Annotated in this window: 19 protein-coding genes; 7 read left to right on the top strand and 12 right to left on the bottom strand. The window is 39.6% G+C overall.

Features of this window, described 5'->3' with window-relative positions; all coding sequences use genetic code 11:
• Positions 1–17: 17 nt before the first annotated feature.
• Both AB4140_RS10260 and AB4140_RS10265 read left to right on the top strand, forming a co-directional pair.
• Positions 18–1,289: a YeaH/YhbH family protein gene (locus tag AB4140_RS10260; RefSeq protein ID WP_102437306.1), complete on the top strand. Its 1,272-nt coding sequence runs from the start codon at positions 18–20 to the stop codon at positions 1,287–1,289.
• Between the two features lie 9 nt (positions 1,290–1,298).
• The gene (locus tag AB4140_RS10265) at positions 1,299–2,921 is read left to right on the top strand and encodes a SpoVR family protein (protein ID WP_102437305.1); all 1,623 of its coding nucleotides are present in this window, start codon (positions 1,299–1,301) and stop codon (positions 2,919–2,921) included.
• 80 nt (positions 2,922–3,001) lie between these two features.
• On the opposite strand, the gene fadR is transcribed toward AB4140_RS10265, so the two are convergent.
• On the bottom strand, positions 3,002–3,733 hold the full coding sequence (fadR, locus tag AB4140_RS10270) for a fatty acid metabolism transcriptional regulator FadR (RefSeq protein WP_102437303.1): 732 nt from the start codon (positions 3,731–3,733) through the stop codon (positions 3,002–3,004).
• A gap of 445 nt (positions 3,734–4,178) precedes the next feature.
• Between fadR and nhaB the strand changes: the two genes are divergently transcribed.
• Both nhaB and dsbB read left to right on the top strand, forming a co-directional pair.
• Positions 4,179–5,765: a sodium/proton antiporter NhaB gene (gene nhaB, locus AB4140_RS10275; protein WP_102437301.1), complete on the top strand. Its 1,587-nt coding sequence runs from the start codon at positions 4,179–4,181 to the stop codon at positions 5,763–5,765.
• 110 nt (positions 5,766–5,875) lie between these two features.
• Complete coding sequence (gene dsbB / locus AB4140_RS10280) at positions 5,876–6,385, top strand: disulfide bond formation protein DsbB (RefSeq protein WP_372000850.1); 510 nt, start codon at positions 5,876–5,878, stop codon at positions 6,383–6,385.
• 7 nt (positions 6,386–6,392) lie between these two features.
• Here the strand turns inward: dsbB and AB4140_RS10285 are convergent, their stop codons facing one another.
• The 3 genes from AB4140_RS10285 to AB4140_RS10295 all read right to left on the bottom strand — a co-directional run bounded on the left by AB4140_RS10285 (position 6,393) and on the right by AB4140_RS10295 (position 8,261).
• Complete coding sequence (locus AB4140_RS10285; protein WP_303502664.1) at positions 6,393–6,833, bottom strand: YcgN family cysteine cluster protein; 441 nt, start codon at positions 6,831–6,833, stop codon at positions 6,393–6,395.
• Between the two features lie 40 nt (positions 6,834–6,873).
• Positions 6,874–7,848, bottom strand: coding sequence for a lytic transglycosylase domain-containing protein (locus AB4140_RS10290; protein WP_102437295.1), 975 nt, complete (start codon positions 7,846–7,848; stop codon positions 6,874–6,876).
• A 134-nt stretch (positions 7,849–7,982) separates the two neighbouring features.
• Entirely contained in the window at positions 7,983–8,261 is a 279-nt protein-coding gene (locus tag AB4140_RS10295) for a YcgL domain-containing protein (protein ID WP_102437293.1), read from the bottom strand.
• A gap of 122 nt (positions 8,262–8,383) precedes the next feature.
• Between AB4140_RS10295 and minC the strand changes: the two genes are divergently transcribed.
• The 3 genes from minC to minE are packed head-to-tail and all read left to right on the top strand — an operon-like array spanning position 8,384 to position 10,150.
• Complete coding sequence (minC, locus tag AB4140_RS10300) at positions 8,384–9,049, top strand: septum site-determining protein MinC (RefSeq protein WP_076537727.1); 666 nt, start codon at positions 8,384–8,386, stop codon at positions 9,047–9,049.
• A 28-nt stretch (positions 9,050–9,077) separates the two neighbouring features.
• The gene (gene minD, locus AB4140_RS10305; RefSeq protein WP_076537724.1) at positions 9,078–9,887 is read left to right on the top strand and encodes a septum site-determining protein MinD; all 810 of its coding nucleotides are present in this window, start codon (positions 9,078–9,080) and stop codon (positions 9,885–9,887) included.
• A 2-nt stretch (positions 9,888–9,889) separates the two neighbouring features.
• Positions 9,890–10,150, top strand: coding sequence for a cell division topological specificity factor MinE (minE, locus tag AB4140_RS10310; RefSeq protein ID WP_076537720.1), 261 nt, complete (start codon positions 9,890–9,892; stop codon positions 10,148–10,150).
• 117 nt (positions 10,151–10,267) lie between these two features.
• Here minE and rnd read toward each other — a convergent pair whose 3' ends face one another.
• From rnd to AB4140_RS10350, 8 genes are all read right to left on the bottom strand, one after another.
• Positions 10,268–11,380 (bottom strand): ribonuclease D, encoded by a 1,113-nt coding sequence (gene rnd, locus AB4140_RS10315; protein WP_102476621.1) that lies wholly within the window; start codon positions 11,378–11,380, stop codon positions 10,268–10,270.
• Positions 11,381–11,449: 69 nt separating this feature from the next.
• On the bottom strand, positions 11,450–13,123 hold the full coding sequence (gene fadD / locus AB4140_RS10320) for a long-chain-fatty-acid--CoA ligase FadD (RefSeq protein ID WP_102437289.1): 1,674 nt from the start codon (positions 13,121–13,123) through the stop codon (positions 11,450–11,452).
• 230 nt (positions 13,124–13,353) lie between these two features.
• Positions 13,354–14,268, bottom strand: a complete 915-nt coding sequence (locus AB4140_RS10325) for an alpha/beta hydrolase (RefSeq protein WP_102437287.1) — start codon at positions 14,266–14,268, stop codon at positions 13,354–13,356.
• Between the two features lie 43 nt (positions 14,269–14,311).
• Positions 14,312–15,088 carry a class I SAM-dependent methyltransferase gene (locus AB4140_RS10330; RefSeq protein ID WP_372000867.1) on the bottom strand — a complete coding sequence of 259 codons (777 nt, stop codon included), beginning with the start codon at positions 15,086–15,088 and terminating at the stop codon, positions 14,312–14,314.
• A 165-nt stretch (positions 15,089–15,253) separates the two neighbouring features.
• Positions 15,254–15,940: a M50 family metallopeptidase gene (locus tag AB4140_RS10335; RefSeq protein ID WP_372000854.1), complete on the bottom strand. Its 687-nt coding sequence runs from the start codon at positions 15,938–15,940 to the stop codon at positions 15,254–15,256.
• Positions 15,933–16,331 (bottom strand): hypothetical protein, encoded by a 399-nt coding sequence (locus tag AB4140_RS10340; RefSeq protein WP_102437281.1) that lies wholly within the window; start codon positions 16,329–16,331, stop codon positions 15,933–15,935. Before AB4140_RS10340 ends, AB4140_RS10335 begins: the two co-directional genes overlap by 8 nt.
• Before the next feature lie 127 nt (positions 16,332–16,458).
• Entirely contained in the window at positions 16,459–17,166 is a 708-nt protein-coding gene (gene tsaB / locus AB4140_RS10345) for a tRNA (adenosine(37)-N6)-threonylcarbamoyltransferase complex dimerization subunit type 1 TsaB (protein WP_102437279.1), read from the bottom strand.
• Positions 17,167–17,313: 147 nt separating this feature from the next.
• Entirely contained in the window at positions 17,314–19,257 is a 1,944-nt protein-coding gene (locus tag AB4140_RS10350; protein ID WP_372000856.1) for an ATP-dependent DNA helicase, read from the bottom strand.
• Positions 19,258–19,819: the final 562 nt, after the last annotated feature.

Raw genomic sequence — 19,819 nt, forward strand, 5'->3', positions numbered from 1 at the left:
TCCATTAGGAGTTGTGTATGGCAAATTTTATTGATAGACGCCTCAATGCAAAAGGTAAAAGTACCGTCAACAGGCAACGTTTTATTGAACGCTACAAAAAGCAAATCAAAAAATCAGTCAGTGAAGCCGTAACCAGAAGAAGTGTTACTGATATCGATAAAGGCGAGAAAATCAGTATCCCAACACGTGACATCAGCGAACCGACATTTCATCAAGGACAAGGCGGTGTGAGAGAGCGTGTCCACCCAGGTAACGATCAGTTTAATAAAGGTGATCAAATTGAGCGCCCCAAAGGCGGCGCAGCCGGACAAGGTAGTGGCGAAGGTGAAGCCTCTAATAGCGGCGAAGGTAAAGATGAATTCTTGTTTGAAATCTCAAATGATGAATATTTAGAGCTGTTATTTGAAGATTTGGCGTTACCGGATTTACAGCAAACTAACGCCAAGCAAATGGTTGAGTTTGAAACATACCGCGCTGGTTACACTAATGTCGGCGTACCAGCCAATATCAATATTGTCCGCTCACTGCGATCTTCATTGGCTAGACGCATTGCCATGACTGCAGGTAAAAAGAAATTACTCGCCGAGCTTATTAAGCAGCTTCACGAGCTTGAAAATACCCCCGGCACCCAAGCTGAGTTGATCATGGATTTAAAACAGCAAATTGAAGATCTTAAAAAGCGTATCGATAGCGTGCCTTTTATAGACAGTTTCGATTTACGTTTTAATAATTTTTCCAAACGTGAAAAACCATCTAGCCAAGCAGTCATGTTTTGCCTAATGGATGTTTCAGGTTCAATGGATCAAGCCACCAAAGATATGGCAAAACGATTTTATATTTTACTGTATTTATTTTTAACCCAGACCTATAAAAATCTTGAAGTGGTCTACATCCGGCATCACACCCAAGCAAAAGAAGTAGACGAACATGAATTTTTCTACTCACAAGAAACAGGCGGTACCATTGTTTCTAGTGCCTTAAATTTAATGCATGAAATTCAGCAAAAACGTTACCCTGCTGATGAGTGGAATATTTATGCCGCACAAGCCTCTGATGGCGATAATTGGGCTGATGACTCACCAGCTTGTAGGCAACTCCTTGCTGAGAAAATATTACCGGTATCTCGCTATTTTAGTTACATCGAAATAACCCGTAGAGCGCATCAAACGCTTTGGCGTGAATATGAAACCTTACAAGCACAATTTGGCAATATCGCCGTACAACACATCAAAGAAGTAGACGATATTTATCCAGTGTTCCGTGAATTATTCAAAAAGCAGCCTAGCTAAGGAGTCACAATGACAAAACCGACTACTGACGACAAAAGTGCTGGCATTGAAGAGCTACAAAACACGGCACAATCAGCCAATATTGCCGAAAAATCACAGCCTAAAGCCCATGGTAAACAGCCTTTAGATGATGGCCCTGATTGGACCTTTGACCTACTCGAAACCTACATGGCAGAAATTGAAAAAGTAGCGGCTTTTTACAAATTAGAAAGTTATCCCAATCAAATTGAAGTGATCACCGCAGAACAAATGATGGATGCCTATGCAGGTATCGGTATGCCTATTGGTTACACCCATTGGTCATTTGGCAAACGTTTTATTGAAACGGAGCAAGGTTACCGTCGGGGTCAAATGGGATTAGCCTACGAAATTGTGATTAATTCCGATCCGTGTATTGCTTATCTAATGGAAGAAAATACCATTACCATGCAAGCCCTTGTGATGGCTCACGCCTGTTTTGGCCATAATAGTTTCTTTAAAAATAATTACTTATTTAAAACATGGACCGATGCTAGCTCGATTATTGATTACTTGGTGTTTGCTAAAAACTACATCCGAGAATGCGAATTAACTTACGGTGTTGAGCAAGTTGAGCTAACCCTCGACTCTTGTCACGCATTAATGAATTATGGTGTTGACCGTTATAAACGCCCTGCTGAAATATCGTTTAAAGAAGAAAAAATGCGCCAAAAAGACCGTGAGAGTTACTTACAGAGTCAGGTTAACGACCTGTGGCGAACCGTACCAGTTAACCCTGATAACATAAAAGCGGAAAATGAAATTAAATTTCCTGAAGAACCACAGGAAAATATCTTATATTTTATCGAAAAGAACGCCCCATTACTTGAACCTTGGCAACGTGAAATCGTTCGAATTGTGCGGAAAATGGCGCAATATTTTTATCCGCAAAAACAAACCCAAGTAATGAACGAAGGTTGGGCCACTTTTTGGCATTACACCATTTTGAATCATATGTTTGATCAAGGCACTGTGACAGATAGATTTATGTTGGAGTTTCTACAAAGTCATACTGCTGTGGTCGCTCAGCCAGCTTACAATAGCCCACATTATAGTGGCATAAACCCCTATGCTTTGGGCTTTAACATGTTTGTTGATATCAGGCGTATATGTGAGCACCCTACTGAAGAAGACAAACGTTGGTTTCCTGAGATAGCCGGAAGCGACTGGTTAACAACGGTTACATTTGCAATGGAAAACTTTAAAGACGAAAGCTTTATAAGCCAATACCTGTCGCCAAAAGTTATGCGAGATTTTAAGCTCTTTAGTGTGTTAGATGATGATAGTTGTAACCGTTTATCTATTTCAGCTATTCATGATGATAGTGGTTACCACTTAATCAGAGAAAAATTATCACAGCAATATAACTTGTCAAATCTAGAGCCAAATATCCAAGTGCAACAAGTAAAAGTTAATGGTGATCGATCATTAACATTACGCTACATCCCCAATAAACGTATTCCACTGAGCCACAGCCACGAAGAAGTGCTAAAGCATTTACACCGTTTATGGGGCTTTGATGTCAGCATTGAGCAACTTGAAGAGTCTGGTAATGTAACTAAGTTGTCGCAATGCCCCCCAGCTAAAGCAGAAACTAAGATGACTACCATGTAATCACTGCTATTGAGTTCCATTAAACTTAAGCCATAAAAAAACCAACCTCGCGGTTGGTTTTTTACTGTATTAATTAGCTATTATTTATTACTGATAGCAATCTCTGCAGGCATATCATCACGCAACTTTTGCCACATAACGCCGCTGTTAATGCCATTTGATTTCATCAACCCATTAACGTCATTGTATTTGTGCTCAATGGCTAAAACTTCAAGCTTTTTGTAAAAATCTAGTGAGATCGCTCGCGCCTCTTCACTCGAGAAATAATAGCGACCTACTCTGCTATACAATCCCTTGAAACCATTAAGAATAAGAACATAGAGCGGGTTTCCTGAAGAAAACGCTAACGCATGATGTAATTCATAATCATAATCAGCATAAGCTTCAGCAGTGTCTTCTAACTGATGAATTTTTGCTAATACCGCTTGAGCTTTTTCTGGGTTATTTCTAATGGCGCCGCGAAAATAAATAATACTCACATTGGCTCGCGCTGAAAGCAGCTGATCAACCAATAACGGGAATCCCTCAGGGTTTAAATCAGCAATAGTTTCTAAAATATTTAAGCCAGAGGTTTCCCAAAAATTATTCACTTGGGTTGGTTTGCCATGTTGAATTTTGAGCCAACCATCACGCGCTAATCGTTGTAACACTTCTCTTAATGTTGTTCTTGTTACGCCAATTAATTCTGATAGTTCACGCTCTGCGGGTAATATCGACCCCGGTGGAAACTTATTTTCCCAGATGGAACGTACAATCCATTTTTCTGCAAAACTTGCAGGACCCTTTGCATTGATAATTGTCAACTTTAACATCCCGTGGTTAACCAATAGACAGATCATACCAGAGGAAATATAAATACACACCATACATAGCAGTTAAAGCCTAGATCTAACCTTGTTACCGGTTACTTTTTCACCAATCGCAGATAAGTTTGTGACGTAGCAGTTATATTCGTTGGCTATTTGTCGAATGATAGATTTTCTTGGATTACAATCAATGAAGTTTGCGCTAAAATACCGCGTCAAACAAAAGGATGTAAGTTAGCGATACAGCTAACGAATTTTGAAACTAACAAATATAATGCGTTTAAATGACTGATAAAAAAGGCTATGACGAAAAATTGTTTACTGAGCAAGATAGTTTAGAAACAATGTAATTCGTCTTATTCAAAGTCAGCTGTAAATACGTCGCTCTATTTGTCACGAAATTCCTTCCAGTAAATTTCACTATCACAAAATCACAACTGGAGAGGCTATTATGCCGTCAACTGCTGGTAATGCATTTTTTCATAACTTCTTGGGTAATTCACCAAGATGGTATAAATATGCAATATTGTTGTTCCTCGTTATAAATCCATTATTATTTTTCTATGTCAGCCCATTCATCGCAGGTTGGGTACTGGTAGTAGAATTTATTTTTACCCTTGCAATGGCACTAAAATGCTATCCATTACAGCCTGGCGGCTTACTCGCCATACAAGCTGTAATTATAGGCATGACCTCCCCCACACAAGTTCTACATGAAATAGAAGCTAACCTAGAAGTATTATTATTATTAATCTTCATGGTTGCTGGTATTTACTTCATGAAGCAATTGCTACTTTTTGTATTCACTAAAATGATCACTAAAGTACGTTCAAAAATTGTTGTTTCATTGATGTTTTGTACCGCTTCTGCTTTTCTGTCGGCCTTTTTAGATGCCCTAACAGTTATCGCGGTTATCATCGCTGTAGCCGTTGGTTTCTACTCGATTTATCACAAGGTGGCATCAGGTAAAGACTTTAGTTCAGATCATGACCACACTAAAGAAGATCGTGAACAGTTATGCGATGAAGAGTTAGAGGCTTTTCGTGGTTTCTTAAGAAACTTACTAATGCACTCTGGTGTAGGTACTGCTCTTGGCGGTGTTTGTACTATGGTCGGTGAACCACAAAACTTAATCATTGCAGCCCAAGCTCATTGGCAATTTGGTGAATTCTTTATTCGTATGTCACCTGTTACCATGCCAGTATTAATCGCGGGTGTAGCCACTTGCTTCATTGTTGAAAAATTTAAATGGTTTGGCTATGGCGCACAACTGCCAGATGCGGTTCATAAAATTTTAAGCGATTATGCTGCCTATGAAGATGCAAACAGAACCACTGCCGATAAGATGAAACTGGTTGTTCAGGCTCTTGTAGGTATTTGGTTGGTCGTAGGTTTAGCCTTCCATTTAGCCTCTGTTGGTTTGATTGGTTTATCCGTTATCATCTTAACCACGGCATTTAATGGCGTGACAGATGAACATGCGATTGGTAAAGCATTTGAAGAGGCCTTACCTTTCACAGCCTTACTTGCGGTATTTTTTGCCGTGGTTGGTGTGATTATTGATCAACATTTATTCGCCCCTGTTATTCAATGGGCACTAAGCTTTGAAGGTAACGCCCAGTTAGTGGTGTTCTATATTGCTAATGGCTTATTGTCGATGGTGAGCGATAACGTGTTTGTGGGTACTGTCTATATTAATGAAGTAAAAGCAGCATTAATCAGTGGCCAAATCACCCGTGACCAATTTGATTTATTAGCTGTGGCGATTAACACAGGTACTAACCTGCCTTCTGTTGCGACCCCTAACGGTCAAGCTGCATTCTTATTCTTACTGACCTCTGCTTTAGCACCATTAGTAAGACTGTCCTATGGCCGTATGGTTTGGATGGCACTGCCTTATACGATTGTACTGTCAATTGTCGGTGTTGTTACTATTGAATCTGGCTTCTTAACCGATATGACCCAGTATTTTTATGATAGTCACATCATTATTCATCATACTGCGAAAGACGTTATTGGCGCTGCAAGCGGGCATTAATGTTTAATAATTTTAACATTATCAATTAAGCACCCTCTAATGAGGGTGCTTTTTTATATCCCGTTGAGTTTTCATACTAATAATAAATATAAGATCGAAAGGAGTTTGATTTGAATCGTTTACAGAGTTTCACTCGTTCACGTAGCGCTTGGTTAATATTACTTATGTCAGCAATTGGCCTAGAGGCTGCTGCGCTATTTTTCCAATACGTGATGAATTTAGCCCCATGTGTCATGTGCATTTATGTCAGAGTGGCGGTTTTAGGATTAATTATTGCCGCTATGGTGGGGCTGATAGCACCAAAATTCTGGTTAACCAGAATAATAGCTATCGGAGCTTGGGGAGTCAGTGCTGCCTGGGGATTAAAGTTATCACTTGAACTTAATAAACTACAGGTCGACCCATCGCCTTTCTCCACCTGCTCATTTTTCCCTGAATTTCCAACATGGATGCCACTGGATAAATGGCTCCCAGCAGTGTTTTCCCCTACTGGCATGTGCAGTGACTCGCCTTGGACATTCTTATCAGTAAGCATGGCGCAATGGATGGTTGTCACTTTTATCGTTTATTTAGTCGTACTGGCAGTAATGATCATTCCTGCAGTAAAACCAGCTAAATAAAAAATGACTATTCAACGTCTTTTAATGGCCAAAGTACGATATAGTCTTCTAGCTCACGTACTTTGGTTTCATTAATGGTTTTACCCTTCACCGATATGCCAGCTTCATGCATGGCCTCTTTAGAACCTGTCAGTAAAGGATGCCAGCTGGGAAGCGTTTTGCCTTGGTATAAACGCTTATAAGCACAAGAATCTGGTAGCCATGTTAATTCAGCTACATTATCTGCATTAATGGCCGTACAGGCTGGAACATATTTGAAGCGTTCAGGATAACGTCGACAACCGCCAGATTCATCATCTAACAAATGACAAGCTGCATTGGTGTAATACAACTCTTCTGTTTCATCATCGATTAATTTGTTTAAGCAGCATTTTCCACAACCATCGCACAGTGATTCCCACTGCACGATACTCATTTCTTCGAGTTTTTTTTCATTCCAAAAAGACATAGTTCAATAGTAATAAAATAACATTGCCGCTATTGTACCACTAATTGATTGGCGGATTTTTGATTCGTTCAGAAAGGTAAGTCACAGTTAATAAAAAATGTTCGCTGTTAGACCATTTTTGAAGCAGTTTGAAATTATTATACACCAGATATTGGCGACCTTTTTCACCGTCAGGCATTAACAAAGCAACTTGCATATCATCACGCTTGGGCAAATCATTACCGTTATAGCGACGTACACCAAGCGCTTGCCATTCATTAAACGTTTTAGCATTGTCTATACCGGTATCTTCCACGGCTAATGCTTCAATTGAGCTAACTTGACGCCCCCAGGTTTCATCATTACGCCAACCGGATGCCTGCAGCATTGATGCTGCAGTTGCAAAGGCATCGTACTGATTATTCCAAATATCTTTATTGCCATCGCCATTACCATCTTGCGAAAAAGCTAAGTACTGTGACGGCATTAATTGTAGGTGGCCCATAGCGCCAGTTGATGAACCGATTAATTGCTCGTATTGAACATCATTAGATTCAATGATGCGTAAAGCAGCAATAAATTCATCAATGTAAAATTGCTCACGATTGCCAGAATAAGCATTGGATGCGGTGACAGATAAAATCGGAAAATTACCTTGTTGCTCACCAAACTCTGAGGTTAATCCCCATAGCGCAACTAAAAAACGTGGCTGAACACCATAACGATCGCCAATAGCAACGATAGCGTCTTGTTGCTCTTTGAGCATAGCTCTTGCGGTAACGACGGTTATTTCAGGTACATTTTTAGGTATGTAACTTTCTAGATTCAAACTGGTTTCAGAGCCCTTTACTGTGGCTCTTTTAAACACTTTGATTTTTGAGAAATGTTCATCGATCGTGTTTGAGGAAATACCCGCAGCGATAGCTTTATCTTTAAGTGAGTCTAAATAATCATCAAAACTAATATCTTGCTGCGCAAAAACCAAATTCACAGCCAATAAATAAACTATTACAGATGAAATGATCTTCCAAATCATAAATTGTCCTAAATTAACTCAGCATTGCTATTCTTATTTTTATTAACTAAACGTTAACACGTTTTAGCAGGCACCGGAATAGTAAAATATATAATTATATCATAAACAAACTATAACTATTTTAAAAAATATCGCTAGTCATTTAAACCTAAACTTCTACGATGCTCTGCCAGTAAATTAACAACAGGGGGCGGTATTTGTAAATAGTAGCCTTTGTCAGCAAGCTCAGCTTTTACTTTTTCAATGTCGGCCATGGCAAGTTCAGTTCTTTTTAATAAAGGCACCATCATCACCAGTTTGGGGACGCCAAACATTTTCATTAAAGCCTCAGGAACGGCATCGAAATTGTCACGCTTCTCGACAAATAAATAGGTATCAACTTTTCGACTACTTTTATATACAGTACAAATCATCTTGGGGTTAAATTCCTCTGTTTCTTGCTTGATAGTAAACAACGCACACTATAACATGGACAATGATTAAATTAATTGTAATTCAGTTCTTAGACTGACATTTTTTGGAGAGTAAAGCCTGGATGGCCACACAAAGTCTCGAGTTAAAAGCTACCTCTTTCACGCTTTCAGTACTCCATATCAACACCCATGATTTCAACGCTATTGCAGCTGACTTAGAAAGTAAATTATCCCAAGCGCCACAGTTTTTTATTGGTGCACCGTTAATCTTAAATTTAAGTGCAATTGAGCAAGAAAACATTAATTTAGCCGCATTAAAACAACTTCTTACTGATAACCAACTCATTATAGTGGGTGTAACATCAGCAAATGAAAGCATTAGTAGCCAAGCCAAACTATTAGGCCTTGCAGTGGTTAAATCAGGCAAACAAGCTAAAAGTATGCCTGCGCCATTAAAAGAAACCAAAATAGTTAAGCAAAATATCCGTTCAGGACAACAAATTTACGCAAAAAATGCTGATTTAGTCATTTTTGGTGCGGTTGGCAATGGCGCAGAAGTCATTGCAGATGGTAGCATTCATATATACGGTGCATTACGTGGCAAAGCAATGGCCGGGGCGTCTGGCGATGTTAATAGTATTATTATTGCCAATGCATTAGACCCCGAACTCGTTTCTATTGCTGGGCAGTATTGGTTAGCTGAGCATTTGCAACAAAACTGCAGTGACCAACGCGGCTGCATTCGCTTAAATGGCGAAACACTCATGGTTGAATCATTGCCACAGTAAGTGGCAACTTAAAAGGATATATAACAACATGGCACAGATTATTGTTGTCACATCAGGAAAAGGCGGTGTTGGTAAAACAACCTCAAGCGCAGCAATAGCGACTGGCTTAGCCTTGAAAGGAAAGAAAACAGTCGTCATTGATTTTGATATCGGTTTACGAAACCTCGATTTAATTATGGGTTGTGAGCGACGAGTCGTTTACGACTTTGTCAATGTTATCAATGGTGAAGCCAATCTTAATCAAGCATTAATCAAAGATAAGCGTTGTGACAAACTGTTTATTTTACCCGCGTCACAAACACGTGATAAAGATGCCCTGACTAAAGAAGGCGTTGGCGGTGTATTAGAAGAGCTAAGCAAAGATTTCGATTATATTGTTTGTGACTCACCGGCAGGAATCGAGCAAGGCGCAATGATGGCATTGTATTTTGCTGATATTGCTATTGTTACCACCAACCCAGAAGTCAGTTCAGTACGAGATTCTGACCGTATTTTGGGAATGTTGCAAAGCCGTTCACGTCGAGCTGAACAAAATTTAGAACCTATTCAAGAGTTTCTATTACTAACACGTTATTCTCCTGCTAGAGTTAAAACAGGTGAAATGCTCAGTGTTGAAGATGTGAATGAGATTTTGGCAATTAAATTACTTGGGGTCATTCCTGAGTCACAAGCAGTGCTAAAAGCTTCAAACTCTGGTGTGCCAGTAATTATCGATGACGAAAGTGATGCAGGTCTTGCTTATGCTGATACTGTACAACGTTTACTTGGTGAAGAAGTACCATTTAGATTTCTGACAGAAGAGAAAAAAGGATTCCTAAAAAGGATATTTGGTAGCTAACTATGTCTATACTCGACTACTTTAAAAGTAACAAAAAAACCAACACAGCGGTCACAGCTAAAGAGCGTTTACAAATTATTGTTGCGCACCAACGTGGTGAACGTGACGCGCCAGATTATTTTCCGAAAATGAAACAAGAGATCCTTGAAGTCATTAGAAAATATGTACATATCTCTGAAGATCAGGTATCGGTTCAATTAGAACAAAATGATGAAAACCTATCTGTATTAGAACTAAATGTGACCTTACCTGAAGGTAAATAAGCCTGAGTTTGTGCCTGAGCTTGTAAAAAATACTCTCTAGTCACAGAGCGTAAAGAAAAGCCAAGAGTTTACTCTTGGCTTTTTTGTAGCAGCAATTTTTACACTTGATGTGTCTATTTAGCTAAACTTGATTGCAACTAGGGCATCTTTTACTAGCTTGGCGCGCCAGCCTTTTAATAACAATGGTTTTTCTGCAGGTTGCTTATTGTACAACCACATTAAAAACTCATGAATTAAACGTTTAGAACCGATAAACTCAATAGCAACGTCATGTTGCTCAGCCACCTGAATAAGAATATTTTTCACTTCTTTAAATGAGGCTTTGTAACCATTTTTCAGAGCGATTACATCTACTGCTTCAGGCAGATTGTTTAAGTCAGCAGTTTGTAACACTTTAATCAGTTCTTTACCGTGAAAGCGTTTTTCATGCTCTGTTAGATCATTTAGCTGATTAAGCTCAATCACTGTCTTAGGTTGTTTTTTAGCTAATGCAATTAAGGCATGATCTTTAATGATAAACCCAAGGGCTGAGTCTTTTTTCAACGCTTTTTGTAAGCGCCAAGTAGCTAATACTTTTAAGTAAGCGAGCTGCTGTGGAAATAGTTGAAACGCATTTTTCACTTTTAAATAAGCAAGCTCTTCATCAGGCGGAGTTAAACGCCCTTCTGTCATGCGCTCACCTTCTTCAAGTAGCCAATCCATACGGTTAGATTGTTGTATTTTCGCTAACAATTGCGGGTAAAGCTTGTAAAGGTAAAACACATCATTTGCAGCGTATTGCAGTTGTGCATCAGTCAGTGGACGTTTCATCCAGTCGGTGCGTGATTCACCTTTATCTATTTCGATATCTAAAAAGGTATTAACCAGTTTCGCGTAACCTAAACCATGCCCTAGGCCTGTAAAGGTCGCTGCAATTTGACTATCAAATAAGGGACTTGGCTGACATTGACCATAGCGCGCGAACACTTCTAAGTCTTCACTGCATGAATGAACAAGTTTAGTGATCTTCGTATCTGACAATAACTGCCAAAATGCTGATAAATCAGCTAAGGCAACGGGATCAATCAACGCTAGCGTCTTACCATCATAGGCTTGAATAAGCCCTAACTTTGCGTAATAAGTTCGTGTTCTAACAAATTCGGTATCAAGCACAAGTAATTCACTTTGCTGATACTGTGCTACTAATTTCGCTAAACTTTCTGGGTCGCTGATATATTCAAACGATAACAAAATACGCTCCAATTTTATCTTTTTAACCAATATAAAGCTAATAAAAAGCCGGCTATTGCCGGCTTTACTTTACGCTGATTTAACTTCGTCTCGAAGTTCTCGTCGTAAAATCTTACCTACATTGGATTTGGGTAACTCATCTCTGAATTCTACCAGTTTTGGTACCTTATATCCTGTTAAATGTTGGCGACAATGCTTAATGAGATCGCGTTCAGTCACAGTGTTATCTTTTGCAACGACAAAAATCTTAACTAATTCCCCGCTTGCATCATTTGGAACACCAACAGCAGCAACTTCAACCACTTTTGGGTGCAATGCCACCACGTCTTCCACTTCGTTAGGGAAAACATTAAAGCCAGAAACTAAAATCATGTCTTTTTTACGGTCAACAATAAAAAAGAAGCCTTGCTCATCCATGTAACCAATATCACCCGTGGCTAACCAACCATCTTTATCAATCACTTTGGCAGTTTCTTCTGGGCGTTGCCAGTAGCCTTTCATTACCTGAGGGCCTTTAGCAAATAACTCACCTGTTTCACCTTGGGCTAATACCTTACCGTCATCATCTCGGACTTGAATGAAAGTCGAAGGAGCAGGAAAACCAATTGAGCCATTGTAACCTTCGAGGTTATAAGGACAACAGGTCACTAGTGGTGATGCCTCGGTTAAACCATAACCTTCTAACAGTCGCGTTTTGGTAATGGCCTGCCATTTATCAGCCACCGCTTTTTGTACCGCCATGCCACCGCCAATTGAGAACTTTAAGCGGCTAAAATCTAAATTTTTAAAATCTTCGTTATTCACTAAGGCATTAAATAAGGTATTAACCCCAGTTAAGGCTGTGAATGGATATTTCTTAAGTTCACCAATAAATGCTGGCAAATCTCTTGGGTTAGTAATAAGTAAGTTTTTACTGCCCTTGTGTAAAAACAATAGGCAATTAACAGTTAATGCAAATATGTGATAAAGCGGTAAAGCGGTAACCACAAACTCTGAGCCATTTTTTAAGGCTGGCGAATAGGCACCATTAGCTTGCAAGACATTACTGACCACATTGCCGTGAGTTAGCATTGCGCCTTTAGAAACACCTGTGGTACCACCGGTGTACTGTAAAAATGATAAGTCATCAGTGGTTATCTCAGGCTTGATATATTGTAAACGGCGACCTTTGGTAAGCGACTGTCTGAAAGATAATGCATGTGGCAAATCATATTTAGGCACCATCTTTTTGATATATTTAACAATAAAGTTAACTAGGGTGCGTTTAGGTGCACTAAGCTGATCACCAAGCCCGGTGATAATCACAGATTCTACCGGTGTTTCTGCAACGACTTCTTCAAGGGTGCGGGCAAAATTAGATACCACCACAATAGCCTTAGCGCCAGAGTCGACTAACTGATGTTTAAGTTCTCTTGGGGTATAAAGTGGATTGACGTTTACCACTACCATCCCTGCACGTAAAATACCAAACAGTGCAATAGGGTATTGCAACAGGTTTGGCATCATTAACGCGACTCTATCGCCTTTTTCAAGCTTGAGTTCGTTTTGTAAATAGGCAGCAAATGCACGACTTCTTTCTTCTAACTTACGATAGGTTAATGTCGCCCCCATGTTGATAAAAGCAGGCTGATCAGCATATTTAGACACTGCTGTTTCAAACATGTCTACCAAAGAGGTAAATTGTTCAGAGTCAATTTCTGCTGGTACATTTTCTGGTAAATTATTAATCCAAGGATGGTCCACAATTTTCTCCTATTTAATTAGCCCATTGCTATGAAGGAGCCCTTCAATATTGGCAAGGTCTAAAAATCACTGCTCTTTAAAACTAGCGTAAAATTTTATTATTGTTAGTCGCAGCAAAGTTGTTTGCGTTAATTTTTATTGTTTAGCCATAAAATCATACGGCCGTTTAAATTCGGACCATAATCACATAAATGAAATAAAAATCCTAGTGATTTCACCACAACAAGATACTAACTTAGAATAAAAGTTCTAATTTTATCGGACACAAGCTTTGCACTACCCATATGTAGGTGGTGATCACCTTCAATTTGTATATGGGATAGGCGACTAAACCATGATAATGCTTGAGGTAAAGCTAATTTTAACTGCTTAAAGCCCTGCTCGCCTAATATTAATAAACACTGGGTATCGCTCATGCTCATTAATGCGTCAACCTGTTCAAAGGTTAAACGATAAGGTGAGTCTAGCTTAAGGCGGGGATCACTTTTCCAACATAATTGCTGATGTTTAATTTCAACATTACGTTTAATGATTAACTCACACCATACTTTATCAAGGCCAGTTAACTGATGACGGGCATTAACCGCCCTGTCGAGGGTAAAGCTTTGCTTAACTATTGCTATGTTTGCCATCGATGATTTAGCGCCATTAAAACGATTATGCTGTTGAAAGCTATTAATCAACCGCTTTTGGGCATGGGTTGGCTTTTCATATAACGGTGCTAATGCTTCAATCAAAATGAGCTTATCGACTTTGTGTGCAAAGCAAGCATTATAAGCCGCAGCAATAATACCACCTAAAGAGTGTCCAATGATGTTGAGGGGGGATGAAGGGCTTATTTGATTGATTAATTCATCCAAGTCATAAATATAATCAAGCCAATGAAGTGGATAACTACCAGGTCTATGTTGTGAATTACCGTGACCTGGCCAATCAATAGCGAGTAGTTGAAATTGGCTTAATATACCCTGAGTATGTAACGCTTTAGCTAAAGGTTCAAAGCTATCAGCATTATCTAACCAGCCATGTAAAGCCAATAAAATAGGCTTATTTTTACAGCCATAGCGTTTGGCGCTTAAACGAATATGAGCCAATTGAAAATCGACTTCTTCAACTGGCAGCGATTGTTCAATTGACTCATTCATAAGCACGTAATTGACTCTTTTTATCTGAATGTCTAACTTAAGATTACTTAGCTTTTTTGATGAATTTTAGCGTCATGCGATCGCTTTCACCAATAGCAAGATACTTGTCTTTATCTTGCTCTTTTAATGCTAAACGCGGTGGTAAAGTCCAAACCCCTTTCTCATAATCTTTGGTGTCTTTAGGGTTAGCATTAATTTCAGATGTTGCCGCTAGCGTGAAACCCACTTTTTCAGCTAGAGTAATCATTTCAGCTTGATCCATATAACCGCTTTCAAATGACATTCCAGGGTTTGATCTGTGTTCTACTACACCAAACACACCACCCTCTTTTAACACTTTATAAGATGCAGTGAAGGCATTTTCTAATTGCGCTTGCCCAGCCCAATTATGTAGGTTTCTGAAAGTCAGTACATAATCAACACTGTTATCATCCCCTAAAGCTAATGATGCTGGCGGCTGGAATGTAACTGTTGAAGCATTGCCTAATACCGCTTTGTTTTCAGCAAGCCAAGCTTCAAACTTTTTACCGGCTTTAGCGTAATACTGGGTTCTTTTAGTGTCTTCTTTTGGGTTGGTCTCAAAAATCGCACCAATATACTGGCCTTTATCAGCTAGGTATGGTGCTAAAATTTGCGCATACCAGCCACCGCCAGGCCATAATTCAATCACGGTATCATCAGGTTGAATACCTAAAAATGTTAAAGTTTCTGATGGGTTACGGTATTTATCCCGTGCGCTACTTTTCTCGGTTCTGAAATCACTGGCGACGGCTGCAGCCAGTTGCGGGTTAACCTTAACAGCCTGTGTATTTTCAGCCATGCCATGGTTATGAGCTATTGCTGTGTTAGTGACAGCAGACAAGCCTAAAACGCTAAGCCCAATAGCGGTAGATAATAATAACGTACGTTTCATTGTCTTCTCCCTGAAGAAATTGTCTCGAAAATATCAGCAACTGGTACGGCAAAGGTTGCTAAGTCGATCACTTTAGCCGATTTGCAGCTTTTTGTCGTCAACTCTTTTCCAACACATCCATAACATAAAACAACTGAATATCAGCCACATAATCACCCAAAACCATGCAGGAATCCAAGTCAGTTGCGACAGTTTAGCTGCATCCCCTTGGCCTACGACTCGAAATAGTACCGTAGGGCTCGCCATGGCATTTAAGACAATCATCAATCCCATGACCCTTAATAGGCTATTAAGTAAAGCATTATGATCAAATTTAAGAGGTAATAAGAATACCACCGCAAGTGAAATTAATATGCCGATGGTGAGTAGATCCCGTGCCCACAGGATTAATGAACCAATAACGGTTATTCCTAAAATGCCTAAGGTAAAGCGGATCCCTGCACGCCAAGTGGCTAGCAAGAAAATCATATAGCCCCACAAGGCAGCACCGGGGTAGCCAGAAAAAGTAATCAATGGCGCAAAACCGCCTTGAGTAAAACAAAGGCCTGCACCATTGGGAAACAACTGGATTTTAGTGACTATGCCGCCAGATAAGATGGCTGCTATGCCATGAGATATTTCATGGAAATAACTTTCAAACCATTTGAATGGAATACTAATGAAAGGCAGTTTGGTAATTAAAAAGGCAAATAATAGTTCGAGAAAAAAGCGACCTTTTGAAGGGATAGCGGATAACTTGTTAGGTCGCGCATCATGCATATAAATCTATTCCTACCATTTGTTGAATATGTTCTCGTTGCGCAGAATGTTGGTTTATTAAATATTCTTGTATCGCACCAGCACTGGCCAATGTCTGACAATGGTCTTTGAATGGCTTATCTCTTGTCGCTGACGCCATGTCATTGTCGTATTGCAATTTAGCATCAAGCTTGGAATCAAATTCTGCGCTAGTTAGCGCCGGTAACTGTTTGCTGTCATCTTTAACGGCATCAAGCGTATCTGTTTGATTAGTTAGTTGAGTTTGATTTTGTAATGCAGAAAGCTTAACAACAGCGTTAGTTGAGATAGCTGAAACGTTTTTATGCCCATTAATATTGCTGGGATTATAGGAGGATAAAGGCTGAACTGAAGTATGTAAAAAAGCATTCATTGTTATCACTCCTATTATAAAAAGCCATTATGGCGCATTTGACAATGGCAACCCAATCGGCCTTATCTGTTACATCAGTGATAGCTGACAATAGCTCCCTATCACTGCTGTAAACTCATGGTGTTATTTATTCACGACCAGGTAATTTTTTCCAGGTGACTTTGTCACGTAAATACACAGGTGCAAGTTCATCCACAGAGGTCGCAAGTCCTTGCTCATGAGCTTTTATAGCTAACTTAATCATAGCTGATGCGTCGGGTAATGTTATCTGGGTCGCCTGTTTTTTCGCTACATCATTTAATAAATCTGGATAGGCTACAAAACCAGTGCCACAAATATGCATTGGCTTTTGCTTATCTAAAATAACGTCAACTGAATCAGGGCTAGAAACATGCTCAGCCCCCACTAGCGTTGCAATGCCGTCGACATTAATAAATTGTCCCCAATAAATTTCACTCATACGGGCATCAATGGCACAAAATATCTGTTCAGCTTGTTCGGTTTCGATGGCCATTTGCGCCATTGCAGCCAAGGTTGATACTCCAATCACGGGAATATCATGACCAAGCGCGAGGCCTTGAGTCATACTGGTACAAATACGAATACCGGTAAAGCTGCCAGGTCCACGACCATAGGCTATTAAATTTACATTTGAAATTTTAATGCCGGCTTCGGTTAGCACCTCATCAACCATAGGTAATATACGTTGGCTATGCTCTCTTGGTGCATCAAACACGCGATTATACTGTTTGTTGTCATGTAACAAAGCCGCTGAACAAGATTCAGTGCAAGTATCTAATGCGAGAATCGTTAAATCTGTATGAAGTTGAGTCATGTAAAAACGTGTTTACCTTACCATTAACTATGGAAAAAATGCTGGGCTAACTAATGCTGAGTATGGTGATTTAGCTAAATAACCTAAAGCCTGCAAGGCATTGTATCGGCACTGAGTCAGCTAAATCATCAACTACAGTATAATAACTTATGGGATGCTTTTTAAAAAGCTTAACGCTTTATCTAAATCTCGGGTGCGATGCATTGGCGGTAACGAGTTAATAAAAGCTTCACCATAAGCTTTGTTTACGATGCGATTGTCGCACAATATTAACACCCCGCGATCTTTCTCATCTCGAATTAACCGTCCTACACCCTGCTTTAAACTGATCACCGCTTGGGGCAAAGATATACTGGCAAAGGGATCTTTATTATTGCGTTCAGCATTAGCTGCACGGGCGCGGTACAAGGTATCATCAGGTGAAACAAACGGCAGCTTATCAATAATCACACAGCTAAGTAGCCGCCCTCTTACATCGACACCTTCCCAAAAACTGCTGGTGCCAAGTAATACCCCATTACCGAGTTGCCTGAACTTGTTTAACAGACTTTGTTTACTGGCCGAGCCTTGCACTAACAAGGGGTATTGCACTCGCCTTTGTAATGCGATAGCCACTTGCTGCAACATCTGGTGACTGGTAAATAAAATAAACGTTCGCCCTTGGGCCGCATTAATGGCTTGAATACAAACATCCACCAGCTGATTAACATTAGCTGCAGACTGGCCTGATTTCGCTAAATGGCGCGGCACGCAAAACATCGCTTGATTGGGGTAATCAAATGGGCTATCTAAAATCATTTGCTTGGCTTTCGATAAACCCATTTCATCGGCAAAATGCGTTAACTGGCGATTAACCTGCAAGGTCGCCGAGGTAAAGATCCACTGGGTTTGCTTATCAAATAATTGCTGACATTGTTTAGCAATATTAATCGGCGAGATCCGTAGCATAGTATGCTGCCCGCTGGGCTCAACACTATAAGCTGCATTACTGTCATTGCATTCAAAGTAACTATAAAGATTAGCCACCAGTGTCGATAACTTCACTACAATGTCATCTAAAGATTCACTTCGTCCGACGTGTTCGGTAATAACCTGTGTTAATAAATTGAATTCTTTCAACAATTCCCAAGATGAACTCGCAAGTGATTTATTGGAAATAACCTGTCGCCAGTCAGAAACATCAGCATCAATCAAATCATTTTGCCACGAAGCCAATTTGATTAAACAACGTTGACTTAATTGCTCAAGCTGAATGGTATCGCGCAGCTCGTTGCGATAGACCTCAATGATACGATGAAGTAATCTGTCTAGCTCTCTGGTTGGAATTTGTTGGCCGAAATAATTAATACAAACATCAGGCACCAAATGTGCCTCATCAAAAACGACCACATCAGCATCGGGCAATAACTCGGCAAAGCCAGTGTCTTTTAATAAACGATCGGCAAAAAACAAGTGATGATTCACCACCACAACTTTGGCATCTTGTGCTTTTATTTTGGCTTTACGATTGAAACAATCATCATAAAAACTGCAACGTTTACCGGTACAAGTTTCTTTGGTGCTGGTTACTGTGGCAATGGTGGCTGAGTTTTCAGCCACAGCGGTCAAGTTACCAATATCACCATCTTTGGTCACACTGGCCCATTGATTAATTTTAATGAGTTCATCAACCACTTTCGGTGGCATCTGGCTAATATGTTGTAAGTTTTTGTCCAATTTTAATTGGCATAAGTAATTACTACGGCCTTTTAATAAGGCGGTTTTGGGCGCTACTGAAAACATCTTCAGTAATAAAGGTAAGTCTTTAAAAAATAACTGCTCTTGAAGGTTTTTACTGCCAGTGCTGATGATAATTTGTTTGCCACTTAATAACGCCGGGATCAGATAGGCGTATGTTTTACCCACCCCAGTACCAGCCTCAAGGATCACATTATGCTTTTGATCTATAGCATCGCTCACCGCCAGCGCCATATCGTATTGGCTTTGTCTTGGGCGATAGGAATGGATCCCTCTCGCTAATGCGCCAGTTGGCGAAAAAGCCAGTTGTACTTCTTTTTGTAATCGAGTGGTCACATTTGACTCTTTCAGCATTGATAGTAAGCAACTTATATGTGGCTTATTATCTATTTTAATCGCTTGGGTAACAATCTTTGCCTATCAATTTATCAATTTAAAGTTGCTATTCGAACAGTAATCTAGGCTCACTATTTTACAGCCCTTTTTAAATATCGATAAAATCCTTAACTTTACATAAACTAATGTTTATCATTAACTTGTATATACAAACTGGACAAATAAACGCCTAAAAACCATGTAATCATCAGCCTGATATAAGATATATTTTTTATTTCAAAAAAATACAAAATATGTGTTTATTCTGTATTGCAAACAAACTTAAAAGCGGTTAACGTGTTTGTACACAAATTACAGTCTGTCGCAAAATAGGTTGTAAAAAAATTACATACGTTAATTTAAAGAGAATTTATTATGTTCATCCGAATCAATACAAATCATCATCATCACCATATGCGGTAGCCTTCGGATGCTAACTGCCGAAGGACTATTTCCTTCAGGCGGTGGACAAAATACCCAAACCCCTGAAAGAAATTTCAGGGGTTTTTTAGTTTTAGGTTTTAAATATTTGTTTTTTATA

This window comes from Shewanella sp. 10N.286.51.B2 (genome assembly GCF_041469265.1).
In the GTDB taxonomy this organism is placed as follows: Bacteria; Pseudomonadota; Gammaproteobacteria; order Enterobacterales; family Shewanellaceae; genus Shewanella.